The 26916-nt window shown below is 57.2% G+C and carries 26 protein-coding genes and 3 pseudogenes; 17 read left to right on the top strand and 12 right to left on the bottom strand.

The annotated features are described in order from the left end of the window. The 5 genes from ALO43_RS05150 to ALO43_RS05130 form a co-directional block, all read right to left on the bottom strand. Complete coding sequence (locus ALO43_RS05150; protein ID WP_005887835.1) at nucleotides 1–879, bottom strand: ABC transporter permease; 879 nt, start codon at nucleotides 877–879, stop codon at nucleotides 1–3. Continuing rightward, a complete protein-coding gene (locus ALO43_RS05145; protein WP_005887833.1) occupies nucleotides 876–1832 on the bottom strand; it encodes an ABC transporter permease in 957 nt (318 codons plus the stop codon). The genes ALO43_RS05150 and ALO43_RS05145 overlap by 4 nt, the downstream gene beginning before the upstream one ends. A gap of 30 nt (nucleotides 1833–1862) precedes the next feature. Then, on the bottom strand, nucleotides 1863–3500 hold the full coding sequence (locus tag ALO43_RS05140; protein WP_005887831.1) for an ABC transporter substrate-binding protein: 1638 nt from the start codon (nucleotides 3498–3500) through the stop codon (nucleotides 1863–1865). A gap of 93 nt (nucleotides 3501–3593) precedes the next feature. Next, nucleotides 3594–4868, bottom strand: coding sequence for an NAD(P)/FAD-dependent oxidoreductase (locus ALO43_RS05135; RefSeq protein ID WP_005887829.1), 1275 nt, complete (start codon nucleotides 4866–4868; stop codon nucleotides 3594–3596). 65 nt (nucleotides 4869–4933) lie between these two features. Further along, nucleotides 4934–5602, bottom strand: a complete 669-nt coding sequence (locus tag ALO43_RS05130) for a haloacid dehalogenase type II (protein WP_024668952.1) — start codon at nucleotides 5600–5602, stop codon at nucleotides 4934–4936. Nucleotides 5603–6135: 533 nt separating this feature from the next. Between ALO43_RS05130 and ALO43_RS05125 the strand changes: the two genes are divergently transcribed. The 4 genes from ALO43_RS05125 to ALO43_RS05110 all read left to right on the top strand — a co-directional run bounded on the left by ALO43_RS05125 (nucleotide 6136) and on the right by ALO43_RS05110 (nucleotide 9588). Continuing rightward, a complete protein-coding gene (locus ALO43_RS05125) occupies nucleotides 6136–6993 on the top strand; it encodes a GNAT family N-acetyltransferase (RefSeq protein WP_054997201.1) in 858 nt (285 codons plus the stop codon). A 161-nt stretch (nucleotides 6994–7154) separates the two neighbouring features. After that, nucleotides 7155–7868 (top strand): cupin domain-containing protein, encoded by a 714-nt coding sequence (locus ALO43_RS05120; RefSeq protein ID WP_054997200.1) that lies wholly within the window; start codon nucleotides 7155–7157, stop codon nucleotides 7866–7868. 433 nt (nucleotides 7869–8301) lie between these two features. Further along, a complete protein-coding gene (locus ALO43_RS05115) occupies nucleotides 8302–8751 on the top strand; it encodes a hypothetical protein (protein ID WP_054997199.1) in 450 nt (149 codons plus the stop codon). Nucleotides 8752–8880: 129 nt separating this feature from the next. After that, a complete protein-coding gene (locus ALO43_RS05110; protein WP_054997198.1) occupies nucleotides 8881–9588 on the top strand; it encodes a hypothetical protein in 708 nt (235 codons plus the stop codon). A 94-nt stretch (nucleotides 9589–9682) separates the two neighbouring features. Here ALO43_RS05110 and ALO43_RS05105 read toward each other — a convergent pair whose 3' ends face one another. After that, nucleotides 9683–10201, bottom strand: a complete 519-nt coding sequence (locus tag ALO43_RS05105; RefSeq protein WP_268949025.1) for a GNAT family N-acetyltransferase — start codon at nucleotides 10199–10201, stop codon at nucleotides 9683–9685. Nucleotides 10202–10887: 686 nt separating this feature from the next. On the opposite strand from ALO43_RS05105, the pseudogene ALO43_RS30660 reads away from it, so the two are divergent. The 3 genes and pseudogenes from ALO43_RS30660 to ALO43_RS05100 all read left to right on the top strand — a co-directional run. Next, nucleotides 10888–11197: pseudogene (locus tag ALO43_RS30660) on the top strand (type VI secretion system tube protein Hcp); the annotation flags it as partial. Between the two features lies 1 nt (nucleotide 11198). Then, nucleotides 11199–11525 (top strand): annotated as a pseudogene (locus tag ALO43_RS28315) (type VI secretion system amidase effector protein Tae4); the annotation flags it as partial. 35 nt (nucleotides 11526–11560) lie between these two features. Further along, nucleotides 11561–11992 (top strand): type VI secretion system amidase immunity protein Tai4, encoded by a 432-nt coding sequence (locus ALO43_RS05100; protein ID WP_024690704.1) that lies wholly within the window; start codon nucleotides 11561–11563, stop codon nucleotides 11990–11992. Nucleotides 11993–12064: 72 nt separating this feature from the next. Here ALO43_RS05100 and ALO43_RS05095 read toward each other — a convergent pair whose 3' ends face one another. From ALO43_RS05095 to ALO43_RS05085, 3 genes are all read right to left on the bottom strand, one after another. Continuing rightward, a complete protein-coding gene (locus ALO43_RS05095) occupies nucleotides 12065–13609 on the bottom strand; it encodes a phosphoenolpyruvate carboxykinase (protein ID WP_005887809.1) in 1545 nt (514 codons plus the stop codon). A 179-nt stretch (nucleotides 13610–13788) separates the two neighbouring features. Then, a complete protein-coding gene (hslO, locus tag ALO43_RS05090) occupies nucleotides 13789–14691 on the bottom strand; it encodes an Hsp33 family molecular chaperone HslO (RefSeq protein ID WP_054997197.1) in 903 nt (300 codons plus the stop codon). Between the two features lie 175 nt (nucleotides 14692–14866). Further along, entirely contained in the window at nucleotides 14867–15271 is a 405-nt protein-coding gene (locus tag ALO43_RS05085; RefSeq protein ID WP_005887806.1) for an RNA-binding S4 domain-containing protein, read from the bottom strand. Nucleotides 15272–15441: 170 nt separating this feature from the next. Here ALO43_RS05085 and rimA point away from each other — a divergent pair, with 170 nt between their 5' ends. From rimA to ALO43_RS05050, 7 genes are all read left to right on the top strand, one after another. Next, nucleotides 15442–16224 carry a S6 modification regulatory phosphodiesterase RimA gene (gene rimA, locus ALO43_RS05080; protein WP_024668946.1) on the top strand — a complete coding sequence of 261 codons (783 nt, stop codon included), beginning with the start codon at nucleotides 15442–15444 and terminating at the stop codon, nucleotides 16222–16224. A 16-nt stretch (nucleotides 16225–16240) separates the two neighbouring features. Next, the gene (gene rimB / locus ALO43_RS05075; protein ID WP_005887802.1) at nucleotides 16241–16717 is read left to right on the top strand and encodes a retropepsin-like aspartic endopeptidase RimB; all 477 of its coding nucleotides are present in this window, start codon (nucleotides 16241–16243) and stop codon (nucleotides 16715–16717) included. Then, complete coding sequence (rimK, locus tag ALO43_RS05070) at nucleotides 16714–17619, top strand: 30S ribosomal protein S6--L-glutamate ligase (protein ID WP_003318100.1); 906 nt, start codon at nucleotides 16714–16716, stop codon at nucleotides 17617–17619. The genes rimB and rimK overlap by 4 nt, the downstream gene beginning before the upstream one ends. 454 nt (nucleotides 17620–18073) lie before the next feature. Beyond that, on the top strand, nucleotides 18074–19405 hold the full coding sequence (gene gltP, locus ALO43_RS05065) for a glutamate/aspartate:proton symporter GltP (protein WP_054997196.1): 1332 nt from the start codon (nucleotides 18074–18076) through the stop codon (nucleotides 19403–19405). A gap of 90 nt (nucleotides 19406–19495) precedes the next feature. Beyond that, entirely contained in the window at nucleotides 19496–19771 is a 276-nt protein-coding gene (locus ALO43_RS05060) for a hypothetical protein (RefSeq protein WP_005887799.1), read from the top strand. Between the two features lie 216 nt (nucleotides 19772–19987). After that, the gene (locus tag ALO43_RS05055) at nucleotides 19988–20236 is read left to right on the top strand and encodes a TIGR02647 family protein (RefSeq protein WP_024690703.1); all 249 of its coding nucleotides are present in this window, start codon (nucleotides 19988–19990) and stop codon (nucleotides 20234–20236) included. 180 nt (nucleotides 20237–20416) lie between these two features. Further along, the gene (locus ALO43_RS05050) at nucleotides 20417–23263 is read left to right on the top strand and encodes a class I adenylate cyclase (protein ID WP_024690702.1); all 2847 of its coding nucleotides are present in this window, start codon (nucleotides 20417–20419) and stop codon (nucleotides 23261–23263) included. A gap of 100 nt (nucleotides 23264–23363) precedes the next feature. Here ALO43_RS05050 and rnk read toward each other — a convergent pair whose 3' ends face one another. The 3 genes and pseudogenes from rnk to cyaY all read right to left on the bottom strand — a co-directional run. Continuing rightward, nucleotides 23364–23771: a nucleoside diphosphate kinase regulator gene (gene rnk / locus ALO43_RS05045; RefSeq protein ID WP_024668944.1), complete on the bottom strand. Its 408-nt coding sequence runs from the start codon at nucleotides 23769–23771 to the stop codon at nucleotides 23364–23366. A 135-nt stretch (nucleotides 23772–23906) separates the two neighbouring features. Then, nucleotides 23907–24158 carry a DUF1289 domain-containing protein gene (locus tag ALO43_RS28310; RefSeq protein ID WP_055002984.1) on the bottom strand — a complete coding sequence of 84 codons (252 nt, stop codon included), beginning with the start codon at nucleotides 24156–24158 and terminating at the stop codon, nucleotides 23907–23909. Then, nucleotides 24139–24462: pseudogene (cyaY, locus tag ALO43_RS05040) on the bottom strand (iron donor protein CyaY); the annotation flags it as partial. The pseudogene cyaY and the gene ALO43_RS28310, both read right to left, overlap by 20 nt. A 206-nt stretch (nucleotides 24463–24668) precedes the next feature. Here cyaY and lptM point away from each other — a divergent pair. From lptM to dapF, 3 genes are read left to right on the top strand one after another with little or no spacing between them, the layout of a single operon-like run. Further along, nucleotides 24669–24815, top strand: a complete 147-nt coding sequence (gene lptM, locus ALO43_RS28305) for an LPS translocon maturation chaperone LptM (protein ID WP_003377923.1) — start codon at nucleotides 24669–24671, stop codon at nucleotides 24813–24815. 9 nt (nucleotides 24816–24824) lie between these two features. After that, complete coding sequence (gene lysA / locus ALO43_RS05035; RefSeq protein WP_024668942.1) at nucleotides 24825–26072, top strand: diaminopimelate decarboxylase; 1248 nt, start codon at nucleotides 24825–24827, stop codon at nucleotides 26070–26072. Between the two features lie 4 nt (nucleotides 26073–26076). Beyond that, nucleotides 26077–26907, top strand: coding sequence for a diaminopimelate epimerase (gene dapF, locus ALO43_RS05030; RefSeq protein ID WP_005887785.1), 831 nt, complete (start codon nucleotides 26077–26079; stop codon nucleotides 26905–26907). Nucleotides 26908–26916 lie beyond the last annotated feature (9 nt).

The following is a 26916-nucleotide window of genomic DNA, read 5'->3' as shown; positions in this document are numbered from 1 at the left end:
TCAATGCCCTCCCGAACGGCGACCGCGCCGTGAAGCCAACCGGTCGATGAAAAGGTTGACACCGATGGTCAGCGTACCGATCGCCAGCGCAGGAATCACGATGGCCGGAGCGCCCTGACTGAGGCCGCCGATGTTTTCGCGCACCAGCGAACCAAGGTCGGCGTCGGGCGGTTGCACGCCGAGCCCCAGAAAGCTCATGCCGCTGAGCAGCAACACAATGAAACCGAAGCGCAGCCCCAAGTCAGTCATGACCGGGTTGAGCATATTCGGCAGGATCTCCCGACAGGCAATATAAATGCGGCCTTCGCCTCGGGTACGCGCTACCTGCACGTATTCCAGCGCTTCGATATTCACCGCCAGGCTGCGCGCAATACGAAATGCACCCGGCGTGTAACTGAGCACCGCCGTGCAGATCAGCAAGACTTCAGACGATCCGAATGCCGACACCATGATCAGCGCCAGCATCTTGCTGGGGATCGAGATGAACGCATCCATCAGGCGACTGATGACTTCGTCCAGCCACTTGGGCGCGACCACCGACAGCAGCGCGCACAACGTGCCGAGACCACTGGCCAACACGGCAGAAATCAAGGCCAGGCCCACCGTGAAGCGCGCGCCGACCAGTACCCGGCTGAGCATGTCACGGCCCAGGTAGTCAGTACCAAAGGGGTAAGCAGCGCTGATGTTTTCGAACATGTTGTCGGAAACCACCTCACCCACCGGATGCGGCGCGAGCCAGGGTCCGAACAGCGCGACCATCAGCCAGATGAAGCACACCGTCGCGCCCAACAGGCCCAACCAGGAGGTCGGCCGGGACACTTTTTTGCTCGGCATCGGTTCCGCCGCAACAGGCGTCGATTTCGCAATGAATTCAGTCATTGGGTTCTCAGCCTCGGGTTAGAAAGAATTGCACACAGGTCGGCCATCAGCACCAGACCCAGGTAAGCGGAACAGAACAGCATGGTGCAGCCCTGAACCAGCGCCATGTCTCGGTTGGTCACGGCATCGACCATCAGGCTGGCAATGCCGGGATAGTTGAAGATGGTTTCAACGATGACCACCCCGCCCAGCAAGTAGGAAAGGCTCAAGGCCACTGCATTGACGATCGGCCCGATGGCGTTCGGCAGTGCGTGACGTAATACGATGCGAACCGGTCCGACGCCCTTGAGGCGCGCCATTTCCACATAAGGGCTGTCCAGTTGGTCGATGACTGCAGCACGTGTCATGCGCGCCATCTGCGCCACGATTACGCAGCACAGGGTCATGACCGGCAATGCGTAGGTGCGCATGAACTGCCAGGGTGAACTGACATCGCCGCCATACGACAGGGCTGAGAGCCAGCCCAGGTTGACGGCGAAAATCAGCACCGCCAGGGTTGCCACCAGAAACTCGGGCACCGCCACCAGCGTCAGCGTGATGAAGTTCAAGGCGCTGTCCAGACGACTGCCGCGATACATCGCGGCACCAATGCCCAACGCCAGAGCGACAGGCACCGACACCAGCGCGGTGGTTGCCGACAGCATCAGGGTCTTGGGAAAACGCCCTGCAATCAGCTCGGAAACCGGCATCGCGTTGGAAACGGACTCACCGAAGTTGCCACCGAGCAGATTGGTCAACCAATGCAGATAACGCACCACACCGGGTTGATCCAGGCCCAGTTTTGTCCGCAATGCCGCGACTTGTTCAGGCGTCGCAAATTGCCCAAGAGCCTGTTGCGCAGCGTCTCCAGGCAGCACCGCCGTAATGGCGAAAACCACGATGGAAACGATCAACAACGTCACGATCGCCGCGCCGAAGCGCTGCACGATCAACCAGAGTGTGTTGCTATTCATCTGCACCTCCCGCTCGATTCAGCGTTTCATTTACGCGTCCAGCCACACCTGCTCGCTGAACATGTAACCCATGAAGCCGCCCAGCGGGTTGCTGGAATAGCCCTGGATACGCTTGTCCACACCATCGATATTGCTGATGAAAACCGGGATGCCGACGCCGCAGTTCTGGCTGACCAGCGTCTGCATGTCGCCATACATCTTGGCGCGTTTGGTGTCGTCGGTTTCACCACGGGCCAGCATCAGCAACTGGTCGAACTGATCGTTCTTCCAGCCGGATTCGTTCCATGGCGCGGTGGACTGGAAGAACTGCGAGAAGATCACGTCGGCGTTCGGGCGCGGGTTGATGTTGCCGAAGCTCAGCGGATGCTTCATCCAGTGGTTGGACCAGTAGCCGTCGCTTGGCAGACGGTTGACGTTGAGGGTCAGACCAGCCTGCTTGGCCGACTGTTGCAGCAACACCGCAATGTCCACCGAACCGGTCGCAGCAGGCGATGCCGCCACGGCCATGGTGATACTTTCCATGCCGGCTTTCTTGAGCAGGAATTTGGCTTTCTCGGGATCGTAGGCGCGCTGCGGCAGATCCGCGTTGAAATAGCGCGAGCCAGGCGAGATCGGATGGTCGTTGCCGACGCGTGCATAACCACGGAACACCGCCGACTTGACCTGTTCGCGGTCCAGCAGGTATTTCATGGCCTCGGTAAATTCCGGGCTCTTGCCAGGCATCTGATCCTGACGAATGATCAGGTCGGTGTAGTTGCCGGACGGCGCATCGACCACACGGTGCGTGGAACTGGCCGCAATGCGCGAGGTGGAGCGCGGGTTGACCTCGTTGATCATGTGTACGTCGCCGGACAGCAACGCGTTGACCCGCGATGGTTCGTCGGCAATCGCGATGAACTCGATCTCGTCCAGGTAGGGCAGACCCGGCTTCCAGTAGTTGGGGTTGCGCGCACTGACCGAACGCACGCCAGGGTTGAACTCCTTGACGGTGAACGGGCCGGTGCCGATGCCTTTGCTGAAATCGGTGGTGCCTTCGGGCACGATCAGCAAATGCGATACCGCGAGGATCGACGGCAGCTCGGCATTTGGCGAACTGAGGGTGATCTGCACTTCCATCGGGCCGGTGGCCTTGATCTCGGAAAACTGCGCCATCAGTGGCAACACTTTCGAGCCGGTGGCCGGGTCCTTGTGACGCGACAGAGAGAACACCACGTCGCCAGCAGTCAATGCCTTGCCGTTGTGGAAAGTCACGCCCTTACGCAAGGTCACGGTCCAGACTGTGGCGTTGTCGCTTTCGATCTTCTCGGCCAGCTCCATGTGCGGAACCAGATGGCTGTCGAAACGGGTAAGACCGTTGTAGAACATGAAATGGCGAACATAGTCGGTGGACAGCGCGCCCTTGGCCGGGTCGAGTGTATCGGCCGTGGAGCTGGACATGCCGGCAACCCGAATGCGACCGCCCGGCTTACCTTTGACCGGAGCATCCGCGTCATCGGCAAAGACTTTACCCGCCGCGCTGAACAGGCTGGTGGAGCCGGCTGCGACCACACCTGCAACGCCCAGCATGCGCAGCGCATCGCGACGTGACAGACCGCGATTGAGCCCTTCGAAAACCCGCAGGCTGTCTTCGCCTGTGATCAACGTGGAGTCGTTTTTTTTGTCAGTCATATCAGTTCTACCTGTCGAAAAGGGGAAATTCCGAGTTGCTCACGGTTGGCCGGAGCGTCCTTCATGCACACACAACGACGGTCAAACGAAAAATCAGTGGCGGCTGTCCTGATAGCGGTAATAAGCGCCTACCAAAGGCAGAAACCAGGGCTTGCCGAAGTGGCCGGGAATGGCGGACCACTTCAGGTCTTTCCAGGGGTTGGCTTGCGCCTTGCCTTCCATGACCTCGGCCATCACCTTGCCCATGTGTACCGACATCTGCACACCATGACCGCTGTAGCCCATCGAGTAGAAGACGCCGTCGTGTTCGCCTGCACGCGGCAAACGATCGGAAGTCATGTCCACCAGTCCGCCCCAGCAATAGTCGACCTTGACGTGCGCCAGCTGCGGGAACATCTGCACCATCGCCGCTTGCAGCACCTTGCCGCTTTTGGCGTCGGAGCTGCTGTTGGACATGGCAAAGCGCGCCCGACCGCCGAACAGCAAACGGTTATCCGGTGTGAGGCGGAAATAGTTGCCGATCAAGCGACTGGTCACGTAAGCACGCTGATGGGGGAACAACTGATTGATCAGCGCCTGCGGCAACACTTCGGTGACAATCACAAAACTGCCGACCGGCACGATGCGACGCCGATACCAGCCCAGCCCGCCATGCTGACAGGCACCCGTCGCCAGCAACACTTGGCCGGCCTGAATCGAGCCCTTTGAAGTGTTTACCACGAAGCCGCCACGGTTGGCTTTCCAGTCCTTCACCGTAGCGCCCTGATACACCCGTGCGCCATGACGCACAGCGGCATCAGCAAGGCCCAGGCCAAAACGACCAACGTGCATCTGCACGCCGTTGCGCTGCAGCAGGCCACCGTGAAATTCGTTTGAACCGATCTCGCTGCGTACGTCTTGAGCCGAAAGCAGCTCGACGTCCGGATCGACCTCACGGCGTATCAACTCGCAGGTGCGCGCCAGACCTTCGTAATGCCCAGGCTTGGCGGCCAGCTTGAGCTTGCCGTTACGCTTGATGTCACAGGCAATGCTTTCCTGCTCGATCACGTTCACGACGCTCTGCACGGCGCTTTCATAAGCCTTGTAATACTCACGCGCCTGATCGGCACCCAGGGTCGTGCTCAAAGAGGCATAGTCCTGAGCCACACCGGTATTGCACTGCCCGCCATTGCGGCCAGACGCTTCGCCGATCACCCGACCAGATTCCAGAACCACCACGCTGGCACCTTTCAAGGCCAATGCACGTGCTGCCGCGAGCCCGGTAAAACCACCACCGACCACCACCACGTCAGCTTGCCCCTCCACTGCGCCATCTTGCGCGCCGGTAAAATCTGGAGCGGTGTCGAGCCAGTAAGACTCACTGCGCATTCTGTTCCCCTTCTCACTCATTGAAGAGCACCTTGAAAAATGCCGATGTTGCCCGTGCGCCTGGCTTAAAGGCCTACCAGCCCGGCCAGACCGCCGATGTCCGGGATCTGGTGGTATTCGTAGGAGCTGTTGGCTGGTTGCTCGTGGCCTCGAGCCACAAACGCCTTGTTTCTGATTTTCATGTCGTGAGCCGAGAACAGGTCGTAACGGAAGCTGGAAGACACATGCAAGATGTCGTCCGGACCGCAACCCAGGTTGTCGAGCATGAACTCAAAAGCAGCCAGACGGGGCTTGTAGGCTTGGGCCTGTTCAGCGGTGAAGACCTTGTGGAAAGGAGCGCCGAGTTTCTCGACGTTGGACATGATCTGGCTGTCGCTGGCGTTGGAGAAAATCACCAAGGGGATCTTGTCGGCGATTTTCGACAGACCGGCCGGCACGTCGGCATGCGGGCCCCAAGTCGGCACGGCGTCGTAATAGAGCTGGCCTTCTTCACGGTATTCAACGTTCCAGCGCTTGCAGGTACGAGCCAGTGCGACTTTCAGGATTTCGTCATAAGGCATCCAGTCACCCATGACCTGGTCCAGGCGATACGCCGAGAAATCCTTGACGAACTGATCCATTTGTTCAGCCGGAACGCGGTCGGCGAAGAGCTCGCGCGTCATGGTGCCCATGTGGAAATTGGTCAAGGTGCCGTAGCAGTCGAACGTAATGAATTTTGGTCGAAGAAAGCTCATTTTGTGCGGTCCTGAAGGTTTGTTGAGGTCATGGCATGACGAGCAGTCCGACCTCGTCTCAAGGGCGGTGATGCACGCTGCAGCACACCCTCATTACAACACCGTGAAATCAGCATATGGCGTTAAAAGTGATGGCTGCTTGATAGAAACCACCGTTTTGAGGCATGCGCTCAGCAGACTTTGCGGGGCGCTCCAGCCTTGGGCAAACCCCGGTTTTCAGTGCCTTTTTGACCCTTTTCAGGGCGCTCAGGCTCAAGCACGCGGCTTTGCACCGCAGAACCTGCGCCGCCATGCCGATTAGTGAGAGAGCAAAATCCGACAGCTATATATAGAGCTTCATCGGCACGAAAAACCACAAGCATTTGCTGCCGGGTCTTCGACTCATTTAAGCAGTAACTGTGGTCTGGCGAACGGTGGTTTGCGGAATCTGCCGAATGCTCGCCCGCCTCTTGTCACCTCTCGCCGCAGGTGGGATACAGCACGTCTGCAGTATCTTTTTATTGCCTGTGCATTCTTCTGGACGGAGACACGTCATGCTCGCTCAGCAACGCCTCGACTTTGAATACCGCCCCATGACCGCAGCCGACGTCGGCAACGCTCATGAATTGTCCATCGCCTTGAAGTGGCCGCATCGACTTGAAGACTGGGCCATGCTGCAACGTGTCGCGCAGGGCTTCGTCGCGTTACATAACGGCCGTTTGATCGGCAGTGCGTTCGCCTGCCATCAGGGTAAATTCTCGACCATCGGGCTGGTTATCGTCAGCGGTGACTATCAGGGCAAGGGCATTGGTCGCAAGTTGATGGAGATGGCGGTAGGCAGCGTTCCACCGCGTACCGCCGTGCTCAACGCGACGCTGGCAGGCGCGCCACTGTACGAAAAAATGGGGTTCGTCAGCTTTGGCGAGGTTCACCAGCGCCAGGGTCAGGCGCAACAACCGACACCGAACGGGTTGAACGCCGGGGAAGACTGTCGCGCCCTCAGCGAAGCTGACCATCCTCGCGTGCTGGAACTGGCAAACGCCGGTTCGGGCATGGATCGCTCAGTCACGCTGGGCGATTTGCTGAACGACATCGAACATGCCGTCGGTATCGAACGTGACGGCCAACTGCAGGCCTTCGCTTTACTCCGCCCATTCGGCCGTGGCCTGTGCATTGGTCCGGTGGTTGCCCAGACAGTCGATCAGGCCCGGCACATGATCGGGCAATTGCTGACCAAAGTGCCCTACGCCTTCGTTCGCATCGATATCCCGGCCGAGTGTGGCCTGGACGACTGGCTGGAAGAGGCGGGCCTCAAACGCGTCGACAGCGTGACCTGCATGAGCATGGGCGCAGTGCCGCAATCTAGCCAGGGCGTGCGCCAGTTTGCGCTGATTACTCAGGCAATCGGTTAGGAGCCAGCTCAAGAACACTGTCTTGCCAATGCTCCGCGCTGGCAAGCAGCTCCGGACGCGCTGCGTCCGGGCTTGAACATGTGACGCAGAGGTCACGAAATGGATTACCACGCCAGAGCGTGGGAACGATCATCGACTCGTCAAACTCAGGAACCAAGTCAATGCCCCACCCAACTGTATTGCTGCTTGCCCGTGCCGACCTCAGCCCGGTAGACACCGAATTCACCGCCGGCCCCCTCGACGCGCATGACCCGTTCGATAATGGCCGTCGCACGGCGTTCATCGATGATCAGGGCATCGCTGCCGGTGTGGTTCACTTCGGCACATCACTAACAGTAGAGGCCTATCCCTACACCGAAATGCTCGTGATGCATCGCGGGTCCGCAACGCTGAGCTCCGGCACCCACCGCATCACCATCAGCACCGGTGAAAGCGCGGTGATCGGTCGCGGCACTCACGTGCAAATCGAAGCACAACCGGACAGCCTCTGGGCGTTCTGCACGTCGACTAAGACCAGCGGGCCAGACAAACCCGGCATCGTCCCGCTCGACCGCCTCGCCATGCTCACGCCCTCCTCGCCGCCAGACCCGGCGATCATGATCAGCCCGCTGCCGCAGTGCCGCAGCAACAATTTGTTCGAGGACACCGCAAGCACCCTGCGCATCGGTGTGTGGGATTCCACCCCCTACGAACGCATCTCGCGTCCGCACAAGATCCACGAACTGATGAACCTGATAGAAGGCAGCGTCGAGCTGAGTCTGGAAAACGGCCCAAGCCTGACGGTGAACACAGGCGACACAGTATTCGTCGCCCAAGGCGCACCCTGCAAGTGGACCAGCACGGGGTATGTGCGCAAGTTCTATGCGGTGACGTGAAACGAGTTTGTTGCGCCCTTCAGCTCTGTAGGGCGCATTTTCTACATAGGTATATAACTCCCGCCAGCGCAGTTAATCCAACACTGCACTAAAAGACAAGCGCAATAATGTTTATTAACTGATTAACAAACAATCAGAAACGTCCTACTTTACTCACCTGCCTACTGTGTTAAATATCTTCACGGGCTGCGGAAATTTAGATTTTTCTTCTGCCCCACCCAGCGGAACAGCGCTTATCTTCGGCGCAGACTTCCTCTATCTATTATCTAATCAACAGTAATTAATGTGACTGACGCACCCACTTTACGTACAGGCACATCACCATGCTTGCCTGAACGATAACCGTCGGCCGTGAATTCACGCTGACCTTTATTGCCCCGGACACGCATTACCCAAACAACAAATTCGGTAATAAACTCAGGAACTACCACTCATGGAAAACAAAATTTTTTTACGCTCAGCCATTGCTCTTGCAACACTATTCAGCATCGTTGCGGCGCATGCGGGACCGCCGGTAACGGTAGTGTTCAAAAATCTGGGGACAGAGGTGGCGGAATATAAACCTGTCACCCGCAATGAGATGTCAGCCAAGCAAAACGCCAGATCACCGATTGAATCTAACGTTCGCCCAGGTGGTTTAGATACGTACTCCATACAAAGCAAGATCTCACCAGATACCAACTACGCCAGTGTTCGTTACGTCATGGGTTCCAAAGCCTGTGCATTCTCGACCACCTTCATAAAGGCTCAGGGTGCGGGCGGGGTCAAGCTGCCGAAATGGAACCGGACCGCAACGCCAGAAGGAGGTGCAATTTGTACTGCGACCTCCAGAGTAACCAGCCTCTCCACTTATGCATGGACTGCCGAGTTCACCATGAAATAGTATAAAGGCGTGCGCGTTGCATGTCGACGCGTACGCCTTTTCTCGAAGAAACCTAAAGCGAACCCTGGCAGTGCCGATACAGAGACAGAATATTAAGCCATGGATCGGCCACTGACGCGAGGACGCAGCATGTTCGACATCTCTTACATCACAAATCTCACCCCCAGTACTGTCATAACAACTAGCGCGAAAACAGCCTCCCCTCTTGTTCGCACATTAGCACCCACTGAACTACCTTCTGAACGCTCCGCTGACAGAGCAACACTTTCAACATTATCCAGTCAGTTGAACAGTAGCGCGGTGCGTGCCTTGGCTCGCGACGCCAACCTGAACGTCAAAGAACTGAATGCGCTGGCAAAATCCATTAACGATAACATCGCGGGTACACATTATTACGCCCACAGGGCGCTGCACGATGCGGAAGTACCCGACACGGACGATCCAGCGCTGCTCGAAAGGGCCAGACAGGCTACAAAATTCAATAATGGTTCTGGGGCGAACCCTTTTGCCGGTTTGCCTCAGGATCAACTGAGGCTGATTATGTACGACGAATCTGGCGATTTTACAGTGAACGAAAGAAGTGCAGCCTCATTTGAGAACCACATTCAAGAGCAAACATGGAAAGCAGCTATCTGTAAGCGCTACACCGATGAATACAACGAAACCGGCGAAAGCACTCAAACACTGGTCATGCTTCTCGCACACTACGACCAACTGCCACCCATAGAAAAAGCGCAATACCCTGCCAACTATGCCGCCACCATCACCTCGGGTGACAGCTCGGCCATGGGTATTTTCAGCGCACTTAAAAACCAGTCAGGCATACAGCAAACCTAAACGTGAAGGGGCACGCGGTTTCGCCTGCGTCTTATGCTGCCAGCAGTACACGGATGTGGGCTTAAGCCGATCCAACGCCTGTGCGGCCAGGCGACTACTCTGCGCTGAGTTCCAGCAGGTAGAACTTGCTGTCAACGGCGATCAACGGAAAGCTCGCGGGAAGCGCTTCTTTGACGATTTCTCTGAAACCGTGCTTTTCATAGAACCGATGCGCAGCAAGGAATTTGTCGGTCGTGCCCAGGAATATGTCAGTAACGCCCCTGAGAGTGGATTGCTTGATCAAGCAATCCAGCAACCTTGCCCCAACCGAAAACTCACGCCCGCGAAACGGCGCCGCAACAAACATCTTTCGTAGCGCAGCGTGGCCTGAACCGATGTCTTTGAGCGCAATGCTTCCGATCACGCGCTCACCTTGTACGGCAACCCAGAAGTCGCCGGCACCGGTCTGATAAAACACCGAAATCGCCTTCAGGTCAGGCTGATCCTCGGCAGTGATGGCTATGTCGAATTCCTCGCGCTGAATGGGCAGAATCAGCGCCAATACACCTGACTCATCGCTCGGCACAAAACGGCGTATCTCAATCTCGTCCGCGCTCACAGCCACCTCCTTCATCCTCATAAACCGAAAACCAGTATTCCAGACAAGCAAACTTCCCGACAAATCGAGGCGTTTACCTGCGCATTTCCGGCGGTCACACGAGCGTATGACCTCGAAGATGTTTAATTACAACATAGCCAGCGGCCTGTCGGTCGCGGCCGTAGCTTTGACCCACGCTGCAGATCTGGCGCTTCAAACCTGGCAGTAGGCAGTTCCCCGACATGCGCGATTGATGGCTTAAGCGATGCCGACGCCTTATAAAGCGAATAGATGACGGTAGCATGATGCTTCGCCCCTACACCTTAAGCTGATCACTGGCTTCCTGAGCAGTGGCCGAAGCGCAATGCATTACGTCGATATGAGTATCAGCGTTTATTCAAGACTTGAGTAGGTTTAGGATAGGTCTAGAGTGGGCCCGGAGTGATGCTGGCGATACGCCTAATCAATGTCGTTACTGAGTTTACAATGACAAAAAACAGGCTAGGTCCAGTAGAGATCGAACGCCACCTGCTGGATAATCTAGGAAATTTCACACAAGAGACAGGGAAAGACCTCTCAAACTTGAGATATTTTCAAACTCAGTGCTGTAGACATCGGAACATTAACAAGATTAATTATTCGCTTGCAGCAAACAAAACCCCCTGATATTTTTGATTCTGAACACCACTGCTTGAACGTAAAAAACACAAGGAAACAGTGAAATGGCATTTGGTGCGCATATAAAAACAGAAGGCATACCCGGTGAAGCTTTGGATGATGCTTATAAAGATTGCATCGAAATTACTGGCTATGGTTTCGAAATGCACCAAAGCACCTCGGCCACAGCAAGTTCCTCCGGAGGAACCTCTTCGGGAAGGTCGTCTTTAAGTGACTTTACTTTCACAAAAGCCTTAGACAAAGCAAGCTGCAAAATTATCGGAACAGTATGTGCAGGCAAACATTTGAAAGAAGTTGTCTTATCATTGACACCGCGCAGGTGGAGACAAGGTTAAGTATTTTGAGATAATATTAATGGGAAAATACGTGTGCAGTCAGAATGAGCTATGTATTAGATTATTCGGGCTTGATCATACCCAAGACACCTGGACAAACAGTTTCCGGTAACGACCAACGGCAATATTTCTTCCGCGTCAAAAACCTTATACATTTTCTGGAAGCACGGTGGGGCAAGCCCGACGTCGTTAAGTACCCTCCCACTGGCGGCGGTGCACTGGCTAACAAGAAAGGCTTCATACTTTTTGAAATATCTGGATGGCAGGATGCGTCAGGCCATGCAACGCTATACGATGGAAACATTTGTTATGATCACTGCTATTTTAATGAGCCAGGCGCTAACTAAAGTACAGAAAAAGCAAACGTCTGGAGTCTAAGTTAATGAGAGTTATTTTTGCTGTCGGTTTATTGTTTTCGTGCCTCGCGCCCACAAGTTTTGCATCGCCTCCTGAGTCCTCCCCCCAAGGAATGGAGAGGACTTACGCACAAAATTACAGGGATATGGTGCTGGCGACCTGTATAGCCAATGCCTACAAGGGAGAAAAAAGCACCGCGATGGATGCAGGAAGCAGTGTCACTGCTTTACGCGAATGGGCCTATTATGATTTCGAGAAAAGCCCTGACGCCGTCAAAGCGCTCATTGATAAATATTTGGCCAGAGACTATACAAACCCACTGGTTGAATCTGAAATAAAAGGAGTCAAGTTTGATTTACTGAAGTGCCTGGATCTCTATCACAGTAAAGAGCTCAACGCCCTGGTAAAGGAGGTTGTGATAAAACCTGGCCACACTTATGTTCAAGACAATAAATAACAGATCCTAAAATTCGTAAAACGAAGGCAAAAAAAACCGCCCGATGAAGGCGGTTTTTTTAAACGTTACCCGTTACAACTTTGGACCCGCTGCCTTGATGGCATCGCTCACGTCGAACTTCTTGAAGTTCTCCACGAACAGGCCAGCCAGTGCTTTGGCCGCTTCGTCGTAAGCAGCCTTGTCAGCCCATGTGTTGCGTGGGTTGAGTAGGCCGGTGTCTACGCCGGGAACCAGTTTCGGTACGTCGAGGTTGATGGTGTCGAGGTGTTCGGTTTCGGCACCGATCAACGCGCCGCTCTGGATAGCTGCGATCACGCTGCGAGTGGTCGGGATGTTGAAGCGCTTGCCGACGCCGTAGCCACCACCGGTCCAACCGGTGTTGACCAAGTACACCTTGGATTTGAAGCCGCGGATGCGCTTGATCAGCAATTCAGCGTATTCGCCAGCCGGACGCGGGAAGAACGGGGCGCCGAAGCAGGTGGAGAAGGTGGACTTGATGCCCGAACCCGAACCCATTTCGGTCGAACCGACCAGTGCGGTGTAGCCCGACAGGAAGTGGTAGGCGGCTTGTTCTTCGCTGAGGATGGATACTGGCGGCAGCACGCCGGTCAGGTCGCAGGTCAGGAAGATCACGGCGTTCGGCTCGCCACCGAGATTTTTCGGTGCGCGTTTTTCGATCAACTCACGCGGGTAGGCTGCGCGGCTGTTCTGGGTCAGGCTGCTGTCGGCGTAGTCGGCTTTTTTGGTAACCGGGTCGAGTACGACGTTTTCCAGTACAGCACCGTGCTGGATAGCTTTCCAGATGACCGGCTCGTTCTTCTCGGACAGGTCGATGCACTTGGCGTAGCAACCGCCTTCGATGTTGAACACCACGCCTTCACCCCAACCGTGCTCGTCGTCACCGATCAGGTAACGGCTTTCATCGGCGGACAGGGTGGTTTTGCCAGTACCGGACAGACCGAAGAACAGCGTCACGTCGCCCTCTTCACCCATGTTGGCGGCGCAGTGCATCGGCAACACATCGACGGCTGGCAGCAGGAAGTTCTGCACCGAGAACATGGCTTTCTTCATTTCGCCGGCATAGCGCATGCCTGCAATCAACACCTTGCGGGCTGCGAAGTTGATGATGACGGTACCGTCGGAATTGGTGCCGTCACGCTCAGGGTCACAGACGAACCATGGCGCGTTCTGGATTTCCCACTCGTCCTTGCCTGCCGGGTTGTACTGTTCAGGGTTGATGAACAGGCAACGGCCGAACAGGTTGTGCCACGCGGTTTCGGTGGTCATCTTGACGGGCAGGTAGTGCGCAGGATCAGAACCTACATGAACGTGGGAAACGAAACGCTCACGTTCTGCCAGGTAAGCACCGACACGGTTCCACAGAGCATCGAATTTCTCGGCCGGAAACTTGCGGTTGATCGGTCCCCAGGCGATGGCGTCCTGAGTGCTCGGCTCTTCCACAATGAAACGATCGACCGGCGAACGGCCAGTACGATGGCCCGTTTGCACAACCAGTGCGCCAGTGTCAGAAAGTTCGCCTTCGTTACGGGCAAGGGCTTCCTTGACCAGTTCGTCGGTGCTCAGATCGGTGTACACAGCGTTGTTGGTTTGCGTCATGAGGTTCCCCGTCGGCCTGTAGCCGAGTGCTCCAAACGGTTTTGTAGTAAAAAAACAACCACTACTACAGCGTAAAAGTGGGCCGGATTATGCCAGAAATGCCCAGAAATGGTAGGACCCTCCTGTCAGAACAGCATTACAGGCGCCCACACCGTATTCTGAGAGCCTTTACGCGTTGATCAATGGCGCGTGTCAGATGGCGAATCGACACCGCCGCCAGCAAACAGCTGCGCGACGTCAGTGGCATCGAACAGGTAGCGCTCGTTGCAGAACTGGCAGTCGACTTCAATTTGGCCGTTATGCTCGATCACCAGTTGCTGCGCATCTTCCAGACCGAGGCTGACCAGTGCATTGGCGGACCGCTCGCGCGAGCAGCTGCAGCGGAAGCAGATCGGCTGCACGTCGAAAAAGCGAACCGGGTCCTGGTGATAAAGGCGATGCAGGATGGTCTCGTTGTCCAGGCTTAGCATTTCTTCGGCCGACAGGGTGTTGGCAAGCGTGATGACGTGTTCCCAGCTGGCAGAGCGCTCGTCAGGGTCGGTGATCTGCGCGGCAGGCAACTGTTGCAGCAGCAAGCCGCAAGCGCGGTGACCGTCAGCCTTGAGCCAGAAACGCGTACCCAGCTGCTCGGACATCACGAAGTAGTTGGAAAGGCTTGCCGACAGGTCGACGCCGTCCAGCGCTACGATGCCCTGATAACGCTTGCCCTTGCGCGGGTCGACAGTCAGCGCCAGCGAGCCATCGGGCATCAGGTCCTGAAGCCCGGCACCTGGCGTTATCTGCGATTCGTCGTACCGGGCAATGCCCCGCAGCTCTCGCTCGCTGGAACATTCGACCATCAACAGCGGTACGGCGCCATTGGAGCGCGCCTGCAGAATCAGCAGGCCGTCAAACTTTAGCGTGCCGACCAACAAGGCCGCAGCCGCCATCAGCTCGCCAAGCAACTGCGCGACAGGTTCCGGGTAGGGGTGCTTGGCCAGTACTTCGGCGTAGCTACGCTCCAGCTCTACCAGCTCTCCACGGACGTCGCTTTCGTCGAAGATGAAACGCTGGGTGAAATCGGTGTCCGGTAAATCATGCATAGGAAGGGGGTATCTGAGTTGATGACAATGGATGGCCGTCGGCTGCAAGCGCGCCAAACGGCATTTGAAAGTGCTGTGCACCATGAGGTTTGACCGGCATTTTAGGAGCTATACGGCGCGCTTCCAAGCTGGAAGCGCGCTTGGGCGACTGTCCGGTATGCCATTCGGCGGTTTTTCAGTCGCTGTCCCGGGCACCGCGGAAATCAAAAAGCTGCCTGCGCTGCTTCTTGGTCGGCTTGCCGTCGGTGGTCACGCCCAGGTTGCCGGCCTTGCGCTGAGCCGCTGCATTTTCTCGCCGGGTAATGCTCTCTGGCGTCTCGCGATAGAGCGTCTGGGCTTCCGGCGCGCCTCGTCGAACAACCGAGAGAGCCTCGACAACGACCGTGCGCTCGTCGAAGCCCATCCGGATCTGAAATTCATCGCCGAGACGCGGCTCCTTGCCAGGCTTGCAACGTTCGCCGCGACAGTGCACCTTGCCGCTTTCGATGGCAGCCTTGGCCAGCGCACGCGTTTTGAAGAAGCGCGCCGCCCACAACCATTTGTCCAGACGAACCTTGTCGTCTTCAAGCTTTTGTGCCATTTGAATTCCTCATCGATGCGGCAGTCTGAACGATATCTGACTCATCGGGAAACTTGACAGCACTCGGATGGCTAACGTTTCAACATCCTGCCAACATGAAGTAACCGATCCTTGCTTGTCAAAATCAGCCATTCATCATTGTATTGCCCCGACCTCACATGGAGTGCGACGTGACAGAATTTCCAACTTCGTTAACCTCCCCCAGGAAGGGGTGTGAGGGCTGCACCGGCAGTCCGGAACTGGGCTTCTCGTTCGATTATGCCTATCAGCCCATCGTGGACCTGCGCGACCAGTCCACTTTTGCCCATGAAGCGCTGGTGCGTGGGCCGAATGGCGAGAGCGCGTATTCGGTGCTGAGTCAGGTCAATGACAAGAACCGTTATCGCTTTGACCAGATGTGTCGCACCACGGCCATTGCCGGTGCGGCAAGGCTGGGCATGACCGAGCGTTTATCGATCAACTTTTTGCCCAATGCCGTGTATCGTCCCGAATTATGCATCCGCAGCACACTGGAAGCCGCCAAGCTTCACGACTTCCCGATCGACAGGTTGATTTTCGAAACCATCGAAAGCGAGCACGTGTGCAGCAAGGGCCATTTGAGCAACATCCTGCGTGAGTATCGACAGTTCGGCTTCATGACCGCCATCGATGACTTCGGCGCCGGGTATTCAGGCCTGACGCTGCTCGCTGATTTCCAGCCCGACCTGATAAAACTCGACATGCATCTGATCCGCGATGTTCATCGTGATCGCGCGCGTCAGGCAATTGTTCGCGGGGTTGTCACAATGTGTTCGGACTTGGGGATTAAAGTCATCGCAGAAGGCATAGAACAGATAGAGGAGCGGGATTTTCTCGCCGACTGCGGCATTGTGCTGATGCAGGGTTATCTGTTCGCCAAACCTGCCTTCAGAGCCTTGGCTCAGGTAACACCGGAAGCCTGGAAGACGCCTTGAAAAATACGGAATCGCATTGAAGACATTTGATCACCTGACCGTTATCGGCCTGCGCGAGTGGGTAGCGCTGCCCGACCTGGGGGTGGCTGGCCTGCGGGCAAAAATCGATACCGGCGCAAGCACTTCAAGCCTGCACGCCACTGAAATCGAGCCTTTCGAACGCGACGGACAGAAATGGGTTCGCTTCAACGCACACCTCGGAACGGTGGTTCAGCTACGGCATCGTCGATGCGAAGCGCCGCTGGTCGCCTTGAAAACCATAAAAAGCTCCAACGGCCACGCACAGGTGCGCTACGTCATTCGCACCACACTGGCACTGGGCGATCTTATCTGGCCGGTGGAATTCACACTGGCGTGCCGCAAGTCGATGCGCTATCGACTGCTGCTGGGTTCAAAGGCTCTGATAGACGGCCAGCTGGTCGTCAATCCGGGCATAACGTATGTACAAGACAAGCCGGTGTTCCCGGCCTCTACTTCCTCAGGTGTTGCATGAAGATCGCTGTGCTTTCGCGTAATCCGCGTCTGTATTCCACCCGTCGTCTGGTTGAAGCCGGTATCGAGCGGGGCCATGAGATGGTGGTGATCGACACCCTGCGCGCCTACATGAATATCGCCAGCCACAAGCCGCAGATCCATTATCGCGGCAAACCGCTGGAAGGCTTCGACGCAGTGATTCCGCGCATCGGTGCCTCGGTGACGTTCTATGGCTGCGCGGTGTTGCGCCAGTTTGAAATGATGGGCGTGTTTCCGCTCAATGAATCGGTCGCCATTGCCCGCTCGCGGGACAAGCTGCGTTCGCTGCAGTTGCTGTCACGTCGCGGTATCGGCTTGCCTGTTACCGGTTTTGCCCACTCCCCGGACGATATTCCGGACCTGATCCAGATGGTCAACGGCGCGCCGCTGGTCATCAAGGTGCTGGAAGGCACTCAAGGGATCGGGGTGGTGCTGTGTGAAACTGCCACCGCAGCAGAATCGGTGATCGAGGCCTTCATGGGCCTCAAGCAGGACATCATGGTTCAGGAGTACATCAAGGAAGCAGGTGGCGCAGATATTCGCTGCTTCGTAGTCGGTGACAAGGTCATTGCCTCGATGAAACGTCAGGCCAAACCGGGGGAGTTCCGCTCCAACCTGCACCGTGGCGGCAGCGCCAGCCTGATCAAGATCACGCCGGAAGAACGCATGACTGCGCTACGTGCAGCGAAGGTCATGGGGCTGAGTGTGGCGGGCGTGGATATCCTGCGCTCCAACCACGGGCCGCTGGTAATGGAAGTAAACTCGTCTCCCGGCCTGGAAGGCATCGAAGTGACGACCAGCAAAGACGTGGCCGGGATGATCATCGAATATCTGGAAAAAAACAGCGGCCCGCACATGACACGCACCAAGGGCAAAGGCTGATCCATCAGAAACCTGTCGAGCGCCTGAGCCATCCATCCATTGCGGATACGCAGGCTTGGGCGTCTTGATACCGTACATCTGTTAAATACCTCGGGTAATCGATTCAGCACTGCGATATTCGTCTTTCCACCACTATCTCTTCCACCACGCCAAAGGCGACGTTTTAGCCACCTTTGCGCCGAATAGCCACTTCCTCGCCTGACATAAATCAATACTTATTTACGTTTTTGTATGCCGATTCGGCATGAGGTAGTCGTTTACGGCATTAGACGTGAGCGCGCGCCATGGGAATAGTTGCGACTTTTTTCGCCTGCTACAGAGCTCGGATGCTCGCCTGCGGTGACCTTCTCGGGACATTTCCAAAGGGATTCCCCTGCCCTGAAAATGCTGCAAAAAGCACGCTCGGCGCATCGGTTTTGGACTTGCCCAAGCCACTTCCAACAAGGGTAATAATATGAAGAAGGCAAAGCTGAGTCTGGCCTGGCAGATTCTGATCGGACTGGCACTGGGCATCGCTGTGGGCGCGCTGCTCAACCATTTCAGTGCCGAAAAGGCCTGGTGGATCAGTAATATCCTGCAGCCAGCGGGCGACATCTTCATCCGTCTGATCAAGATGATCGTTATCCCTATCGTGGTTGCGTCGCTGATTGTGGGTATCGCAGGCGTGGGCGATGCCAAAAAGCTAGGGTGCATCGGCCTCAAGACCATTCTGTATTTCGAAGTAGTGACCACCATAGCCATTCTGGTGGGGCTGGTTTTGGCCAACGTGTTCCATCCGGGCACCGGCATCGACATGAGCACACTGGGCACGGTCGACATTTCGAAATACCAGCAAACTACAGCTGAAGTTCAGCACGATCATGCCTTCGTCGCGACCATTCTCAACCTGATCCCTTCCAATATCTTTGCCGCGATGGCGCGCGGCGAGATGCTGCCGATCATCTTTTTCTCGGTACTGTTCGGTCTGGGCCTTTCCAGCCTGCAAGCCGAAGTTCGCGAGCCTCTGGTGAAGCTGTTTCAGGGTGTCTCGGAAACCATGTTCAAGGTCACGCACATGATCATGAGCTACGCCCCGATAGGCGTATTCGCGCTGATCGCGGTGACCGTGGCCAACTTTGGCTTTGCATCGCTGTTGCCGCTCGCCAAGCTGGTGATTCTGGTTTACGTGGCGATTATCTTCTTCGCCTTCGTGGTACTGGGCCTGATCGCCAAGGCTTTCGGCTTTTCGGTCATCAAGCTGATGCGCATCTTCAAGGACGAGCTGATTCTGTCCTACTCCACCGCCAGCTCGGAAACCGTCCTGCCGCGCGTGATCCAGAAGATGGAAGCCTACGGCGCACCGAAAGCGATCTGCAGTTTCGTGGTGCCCACTGGCTATTCGTTCAACCTCGACGGTTCGACGCTTTATCAGAGTATTGCGGCGATATTCATTGCCCAGCTTTACGGCATCGACCTGTCGATAGGTGCACAGCTGATGCTGGTACTGACGCTGATGGTCACCTCCAAGGGCATCGCGGGCGTACCGGGTGTCTCCTTCGTCGTGTTGCTGGCGACACTGGGCAGCGCCGGTATCCCACTGGAAGGCCTGGCCTTCATCGCGGGCGTCGACCGGATCATGGACATGGCGCGCACGGCCCTGAATGTGATCGGCAACGCACTGGCGGTACTGGTGATCTCGCGCTGGGAAGGCATGTATGACGATGCCAAGGGCGAGCGCTACTGGAACTCCCTGCCGCACTGGCGCAGCAAGCAACCTGTGCCACTGGCTCAGCCGACCGCCGACTGACCTTCACGCCTGACTGACAGACCCCGGACTTCCGGGGTTTGTTGTTTTCAGGTCGCCGGTTAGACTGCCCGCCTTACTTGAGGATTTACCATGACCGACGCAATCGACAACGACGAAGAAGAATTTGCCGCTTCGACCCTGATCGAAGCCATCGAGAACCAGATAGAAGCCGGTAACCCGCCAGCGGCCAAAGCGGTATTCAACATGCTGACCCTGGTGAATTACGAGCGTGAAGACATTCTCGAAATGATGGCGCACGTTCTGGCCATCGAAATCGACGCCTTGCTTGAACAGGACCGTCCGTTCGACACGCAATGGTACGAAGCTGCCTTGCGCGCCCTGCCTGAGCTGCCGCCCGAGAAATAATCATCCGACCGTTCATGTCGTCGATATATATGCTGCAAACACTTCGGACGCTGACTACACTGCAAATGCCCCGCTGCCGCTGAATCCTCCGGGGCCATCTCGCCAAACCGGCTTTAACGGTCATCCAGAACCGACGAGCGAAGAACGGACACGTCGATTCCAGAACCCACCCGCCAGCCGGCCAGGTCGTACCATTACAAAAAGTCTGGAGTACCTATGTCGTATACCCCTGAGTTGGTTGCCGAACTGGAAATCCTTGCACTGTTCAATCTGGGAAATACCCAGGAAGGCCTCAAAGTTCATCACGTCGCGGCCCCCACTGCCGTCGCAGCAGCAAAAAGACTGTTCGAAAAAGGTCTCACGACTCAGGTCGATGGCGGTTATCTGACCAGCCTCGGACTTGAAGCGGCGCAACACGCCCAATCCCTGCTGACCATCCTCAGCGTATCTGAACAGGCGGCCTGAAGGCCGCGGGGCCTGCACAAAAACCTGTGGCAGGCCCTTCACTTATCTGACTCCCGGTCGATAACCGATACTGGCGCCAGAACGACAACCCGAACGAACCCGTTTCTCTCGGCTGCAAACCTTCTTCGCCATCTTGCTCAGCAATTCCACGGCTGCATAGGCCAGATGCCTTGAGTTGCGATGACGCGTAATCCTGAAATTCGCCCCGACCTGGATGAGGGCATCGACCGCAAGGTGCTCAGCCAGTTGCGCAACCGCTTCCTGTCCCTCAATGACGGGCGGTACGCGCGCGCCCTCGAAGGGCTCTCAACCCGCCAGCAAAGTGTTCTGACCCTGCTGCCGCTGTTTTTCCACGTCAATCATCCTCTGTTGCCGGGCTACGTTTCAGGCAGCACGCCAGCGGGTGTCTCGCACTATGAGCCAGACACCCTGGCGCTGGCAGAAGCTCAGCGCCTGACGCGCTCGTTCTCGTACAAGGCGCGCCACGGTCATCCGCCTCAACCTATTCATGGCCTGTTCCTGATGGGCAGCCTCGGCACGCTCGCTCAGGCTGAACAAAGCGATATGGATGTGTGGGTCTGTCACGACAGTACGCTGGACACAGACGCCATCGCCGAGCTGCGCAAGAAATGTCAGGCCCTCGAAGCCTGGGCGGCCACGATGGGAGCGGAGGCGCATTTTTTCCTGATCGACCCACAACGCTTCAGAAGCGGTGACCGCGACTCGCAGCTCAGCTCGGACGATTGCGGCACGACTCAGCATTACCTGCTGCTGGACGAGTTCTATCGCACCGCAATCTGGCTCGCTGGCCGCACCCCGATGTGGTGGATGGTGCCGGTCTATGAGGAGCAGAATTACGAGGAATACACCCACACGCTCCTCAACAAACGCTTCATTCGCGCCAGTGAAGTGCTCGATCTAGGCCCGATGTCGCACATTCCGCCGGCGGAGTTTGTTGGCGCAGGGTTGTGGCAACTGTTCAAAGGCATCGAATCACCCTACAAGTCAGTGCTCAAGCTGCTGTTGATCGAGGTGTATTCCAGTGAGCATCCGCGCGTCCAGTGCCTGAGCCTGCGTTTCAAGCAGGCTGTGTTCGCCAATCAACTGAACCTGGATGAGCTGGACCCGTATGTGGTCGTCTACCGGCGTATCGAAGAGCACCTGCAAGCGCGCAATGAGCCGGAACGGCTGGAGCTTGTGCGCCGCAGTCTGTACCTGAAGGTCAACAAGAAGCTCAGCGGGTCCACTCGTCAGCGCAACATCGGCTGGCAGCGCCAGTTGCTGGAACGCCTGACCTCGGAATGGGGCTGGGACGAGCGGCACTTGGCGCTGCTCGACAGCCGCAGCCAATGGAAAGTACGCCAGGTAGCGAGTGAGCGCCGCGCGCTGGTCAACGAGCTGAATTACAGCTATCGATTTCAGGCCCAGTTCGCCAAAACGCAACGCACCGCCGACACGCCCGGCGCCCGCGACCTGACTATCCTTGGACGCCGCCTCTATGCAGCGTTCGAGCGCAAGGCGGGCAAGGTCGAATTCATCAACCCGGGGATCGCTCCGGACTTGGCCGAAGACACACTGACGCTGGTGCATTCGCCCAATAAACGCGAGCCCGGCAAGCATCAATGGGCGTTGTACAACGGCAACCTGAGCATTCATGAATGGCCAAACTTCACGCCGATCAAACGTAGCCGGGAGTTGCTGGAACTGTTGACCTGGTGCCACCGCAACACCGTGATCGACTCCACGACCCGTTTGGCGCTGCACCCGGGCGCCAGCGATCTGAGTGAATCCGAGCTGTTCAACCTGCTCGGCGCCCTGCAGCAGAGCATCGAATTGCCGCTTCCCGAAGTGGACGACGAGGCGTTGCTCAAGCCAAGCGTGCCCAGTGAAATATTGCTGCTGATCAATGTCGGCGTCGACCCGCTCAGGCATCACCGCGATCTCAACATCCTGATGACAACCGAGCGCACGGATGCGCTCAGTTACGCCGGGGTGCGGGAAAACCTGGTGCTGACGCTGGACCAGATCACGCTCAATAGCTGGAACGAAACGCTGGTCAGCCGCTATGACGGCCCGCACGCCTTGCTTGATTGCATGAGCGAACTGCTCGGCAGCTTGCCGGTAGATGGAGAACAGCCACGGATTCAGGTGCGTTGCTTCTGTCATAACCGCGCGCCAGCCATCGCCCAGCGTGTCGAGGAACTGATCAGCACCGCGCGGTTGTTACTCGCCAGACGGCTGAACCATCGCTACCTGATTCAGGTGCAGCAGCAGTACCACGTTCTGGAAATAAGGCCAGGGCAGGTCGGCCATGTGGTGGTGAACAGTTTGCCAGGGTTATTCAAATACCTGGGTGAGGAGCTGCCGACTTACAGTCCCTTGCACCTCGACCCTCAGGCACTCGACGGCCACGACCTGGCCCTGATTCTGCCGTTCGGGCAGCCGGAATGCATTCAGGTGTTTTACCGGATCAACGAGCCGGATACCGATCTGTACGTGCTAGACGAGCACAATTCGCTCTGGCACCAGCGCGTGCCCTACCACGACGAGCAAAGCCTGTTACTGCCGCTGCAGCGCTTTTTCCACTCATTGGTCTATCGTCGGGGCGCCTCCCTGCCGCTGGATAATCCGTCCGAGCCGCTTTCCCTCGAGACCCTTTACTATCAGGTGCTGCCTTCCGGGCCCGGTCTTGCGCGACGCATCGAACAGCGCCTGGCGCCAACTGCAACGGACAAACCGTTTTACGACGTGCAGGCAATCATCGAAGAAGCCTCACCGGGACAGCTGAACACTACGCTGTACTGCGACAACAGCGAGTTTTCCGAGCTGGAATACGGCGATCAGCTATACGCCGCCGTTGCTCGGCAAATCCTCGGCAAACGTCTGGAACCGCAGCGCTATCGCTGTTACATCACTGACCTGGATATTTCCGGCCTGCTGGATGAGCGGCACGGGCAGAGCATCCTCTTTCTGCGCCACAAGGCCGAGCTGGAAAAGCTGCTGAACGAGGCGATGGATCAAGCGTGACTATCACCTTACTTATCGTCCCGGCGCTCCGCGTGGGTATGCAGCTCTGGACGTTATGCGTCCGGTATTGATCGTGCGGCGCCGCAAGAGAGGTTCTCGATTACTCGTACTCACCCGCCGCTTCCGGCTGATATTCCACCGCCAGCAAGGTCAGTTTCAGGGTCTTGCCGCCCGGCGCGGGCCAGTCGATATGCTGGCCGACCTGCAGGCCCAGCAAGGCCGAGCCCATAGGCGCGAGAACCGAGACAGTGCCCTCTGCGCCAGCATCCTGCGGGTAGACAAGCTTGAGGTGGTAATCCTTGCCACTGACTTCTTCGCGGCAGTGCACGCGTGAGTTCATGGTCACAACGCCTGCAGGCACTTCATCGTGGCCAACCACTTGCTCGGCACGGTCCAGTTCGGCCTGTAACGCCTGGATACCCGGCGCGTCTTCGTCCTGGCTGGCGATAAAGCTTTCAAGACGCTGTACGTCGAGACGGGTGAGGATGATCGAAGGTGCTGTGGTCATGGTCTGGGCAGACTCCTTTATTCTCCATGAATAAAACAAAACCCCGCCGATAGGCGGGGTTTGACGGGCTTCTTTATCTAAAGAAGCAGCCTTCGACACTAACACAGCGCAGCAAATACACAACCCGACGACGTCTCAGCTAGCAGGCTGGCCGTTCTCGACGCTGGCACGGCGATCTTCTGCCTCGCGGCGAATCTGCCGACGCCGGTCGTCATCGGCCGAGCGCCATTCGCGGATGTCTTCGACGTGACGAAAACATCCCAGGCAGACCTTTTGCTCATCGAGCCGACACAGACTGATGCAGGGCGACGCTACTGCAGGGCTGACGTTGCTGAACAATGGCTTGGGCGGTCTGGCGGTAGTCTGGCGAGAAGTCCAAGTCGGCACCAGCCTGCTCGAGCGTCATGCGCGCAAGCATCTCGCTGAGCAGCTCGTCACTGGTGTCACATGCCCAACGGCTCTCGTCTTCATCGTAGTCGAAGTGAAAACCACCCGATTTAGCGGCTAGCCAGAGCTGACGGAGCGGTTCCTGACGGCTGAAAATCAGCTGCGAGCCGCCTTCGAACTTGACGGTCAGTACACCGGCCGAGTTTTCCAGATCGACATCCAGACCGCTCTCGTCGAAAACGTCTTCGATATTCTGTTGAGTCGCATCGACGAGGTCGTGGAAACGCGCTTCGGTCAAACTCATTACGGGAACCTCGATTAATGTCTGCTGATAGCGCAAACGCGCAAGATACGGACGCTGTCGGGCAAATGCAAAGCCTAACCGTCGGTTGTTGTCAGATGAACACATTAATGCACGAGCCCCGCTCGACGGGAGGCCCCTCGCATAGGCAAGGTGCCGGGTGGTCGGTATACTCGGGCGCAATTAATGCTTTTACAAAGGATTTCGCCATGAAGCGCCTGATCTCTTCGCTTGCTGCGCTTGTCGCGGTCGCTTGTCTTGTTACCGCCTGCGGCCAAAAAGGCCCGCTGTATCTGCCGGATGACACCAAAACTCCGGAAGAACAAGCCAAATCGCAATCGCACAAGCACCTTTAAGGGAATCCAATGGACGCCTTCAACTACCGCGACGGTGAGCTGTTCGCGGAAGGGGTAGCATTGTCTGCCATTGCCGAGCGCTTCGGCACGCCGACGTATGTCTACTCACGCGCTCACATCGAGGCGCAATATCGTGCCTACGCCGACGCGCTGAGCGGTATGCCGCACATGGTCTGCTTCGCTGTCAAAGCCAACTCCAACCTGGGTGTGCTCAATGTCCTGGCGCGTCTTGGCGCCGGTTTCGACATTGTGTCGCGTGGTGAACTTGAGCGCGTGCTGGCCGCTGGCGGCAAGGCGGAGAAGATCGTCTTCTCCGGCGTCGGCAAGACCCGTGAAGACATGCGCCGCGCCCTTGAAGTCGGCGTGCACTGCTTTAACGTCGAATCAACCGACGAACTAGAGCGCCTGCAGGACGTCGCCGCTGAACTCAACGTTCGTGCGCCGATTTCGCTGCGCGTCAATCCGGACGTGGACGCGGGCACCCACCCGTACATCTCCACCGGCCTGAAAGAAAACAAGTTCGGCATCGCCATTGCGGCGGCCGAAGACGTTTACATTCGCGCCTCGCAGTTGCCAAACCTGGAAGTGATCGGCGTCGATTGCCACATCGGTTCGCAGCTGACCACGCTTGAGCCGTTCATCGATGCACTGGATCGCCTGCTGCAGTTGGTCGATCGTTTGGGCGATTGCGGCATTCACTTGCACCACATTGACCTGGGTGGAGGCCTGGGTGTGCGTTACCGCGATGAAGAGCCACCGCTGGCAGCCGACTACATCAAGGCTGTGCGCGAGCGTCTGGCCGGTCGCGACCTGGGCTTGCTGTTCGAACCGGGGCGCTTCATCGTCGCCAACGCCGGCGTGCTGCTGAGCCGTGTCGAATACCTCAAGCATACCGAGCACAAGGACTTCGCCATCGTCGATGCGGCGATGAACGACCTGATCCGCCCGGCCCTGTATCAGGCCTGGATGGACGTAACGGCGGTGCGCCCTCGTGACGGCGAAGCTCGTGCCTATGACATAGTGGGTCCGATCTGCGAGACCGGTGATTTTCTCGCCAAGGGCCGCGAACTGGCACTGGCCGAAGGCGATCTGCTGGCGGTGCATTCAGCCGGTGCCTATGGCTTCGTCATGAGCTCGAACTACAACACCCGTGGCCGCGCCGCCGAGGTACTGGTCGACGGTACTCAGGCTTTTGAAGTCCGTCGTCGCGAAACCGTGGCCGAGCTGTTCGCTGGCGAAAGCCTGCTGCCGGAGTAATCCCATGCTGCTGCGTTTTACCAAGATGCACGGGCTGGGTAACGACTTCATGGTTTTGGACCTGGTCAGTCAGCACGCGCATATTTTGCCCAAGCACGCCAAACAATGGGGCGACCGCCACACCGGCATCGGTTTCGACCAGTTGCTGCTGGTCGAGGCGCCTACCAACCCGGACGTTGATTTTCGTTACCGAATCTTCAATTCGGACGGCTCTGAAGTCGAACAATGCGGCAATGGCGCACGCTGTTTCGCACGCTTCGTGCTCGACAAGCGCCTGACCGCCAAGAAACAGATTCGCGTCGAAACCAAAGGCGGCATCATCGAGCTGGATATCCGCAGCGACGGGCAGATCAGCGTCGATATGGGGCCGCCTCGGTTCGCTCCGCAAGAGATTCCGTTTCAGGCAGCGGAGCAAGCCAGCAGCTACTCGGTCGAATTAGACGGGCAGACGGTCGAGCTTGCCGCTGTGTCGATGGGCAATCCTCACGCCGTACTGCGTGTCGATGACATCAACAATGCGCCGGTACACGAACTGGGCGCGAAGATCGAACATCACCCGCGCTTTCCGGCACGGGTCAATGTCGGCTTCCTGCATGTTGTGGATCGCCAGCGCGCGCAGTTGCGCGTCTGGGAGCGCGGCGCAGGGGAAACCCAGGCCTGTGGCACCGGCGCCTGCGCGGCAGCAGTTGCCGCTATCAGCCAGGGCTGGATGGATTCACCCTTGCTGATCGACCTGCCCGGAGGTCGCCTGTCCATCGAATGGGCTGGCCCGGGACATTCAGTGATGATGACCGGCCCTGCGACTCGGGTCTACGAAGGCCAAGTTCGTCTTTAAGCGAGTAAC

It is taken from the genome of Pseudomonas tremae (genome assembly GCF_001401155.1).
In the GTDB taxonomy this organism is placed as follows: domain Bacteria; phylum Pseudomonadota; class Gammaproteobacteria; order Pseudomonadales; family Pseudomonadaceae; genus Aquipseudomonas; species Aquipseudomonas tremae.
Note: the sequence above shows the minus strand (reverse complement) of the source record. Positions and strands in the feature narration are given on the sequence as shown.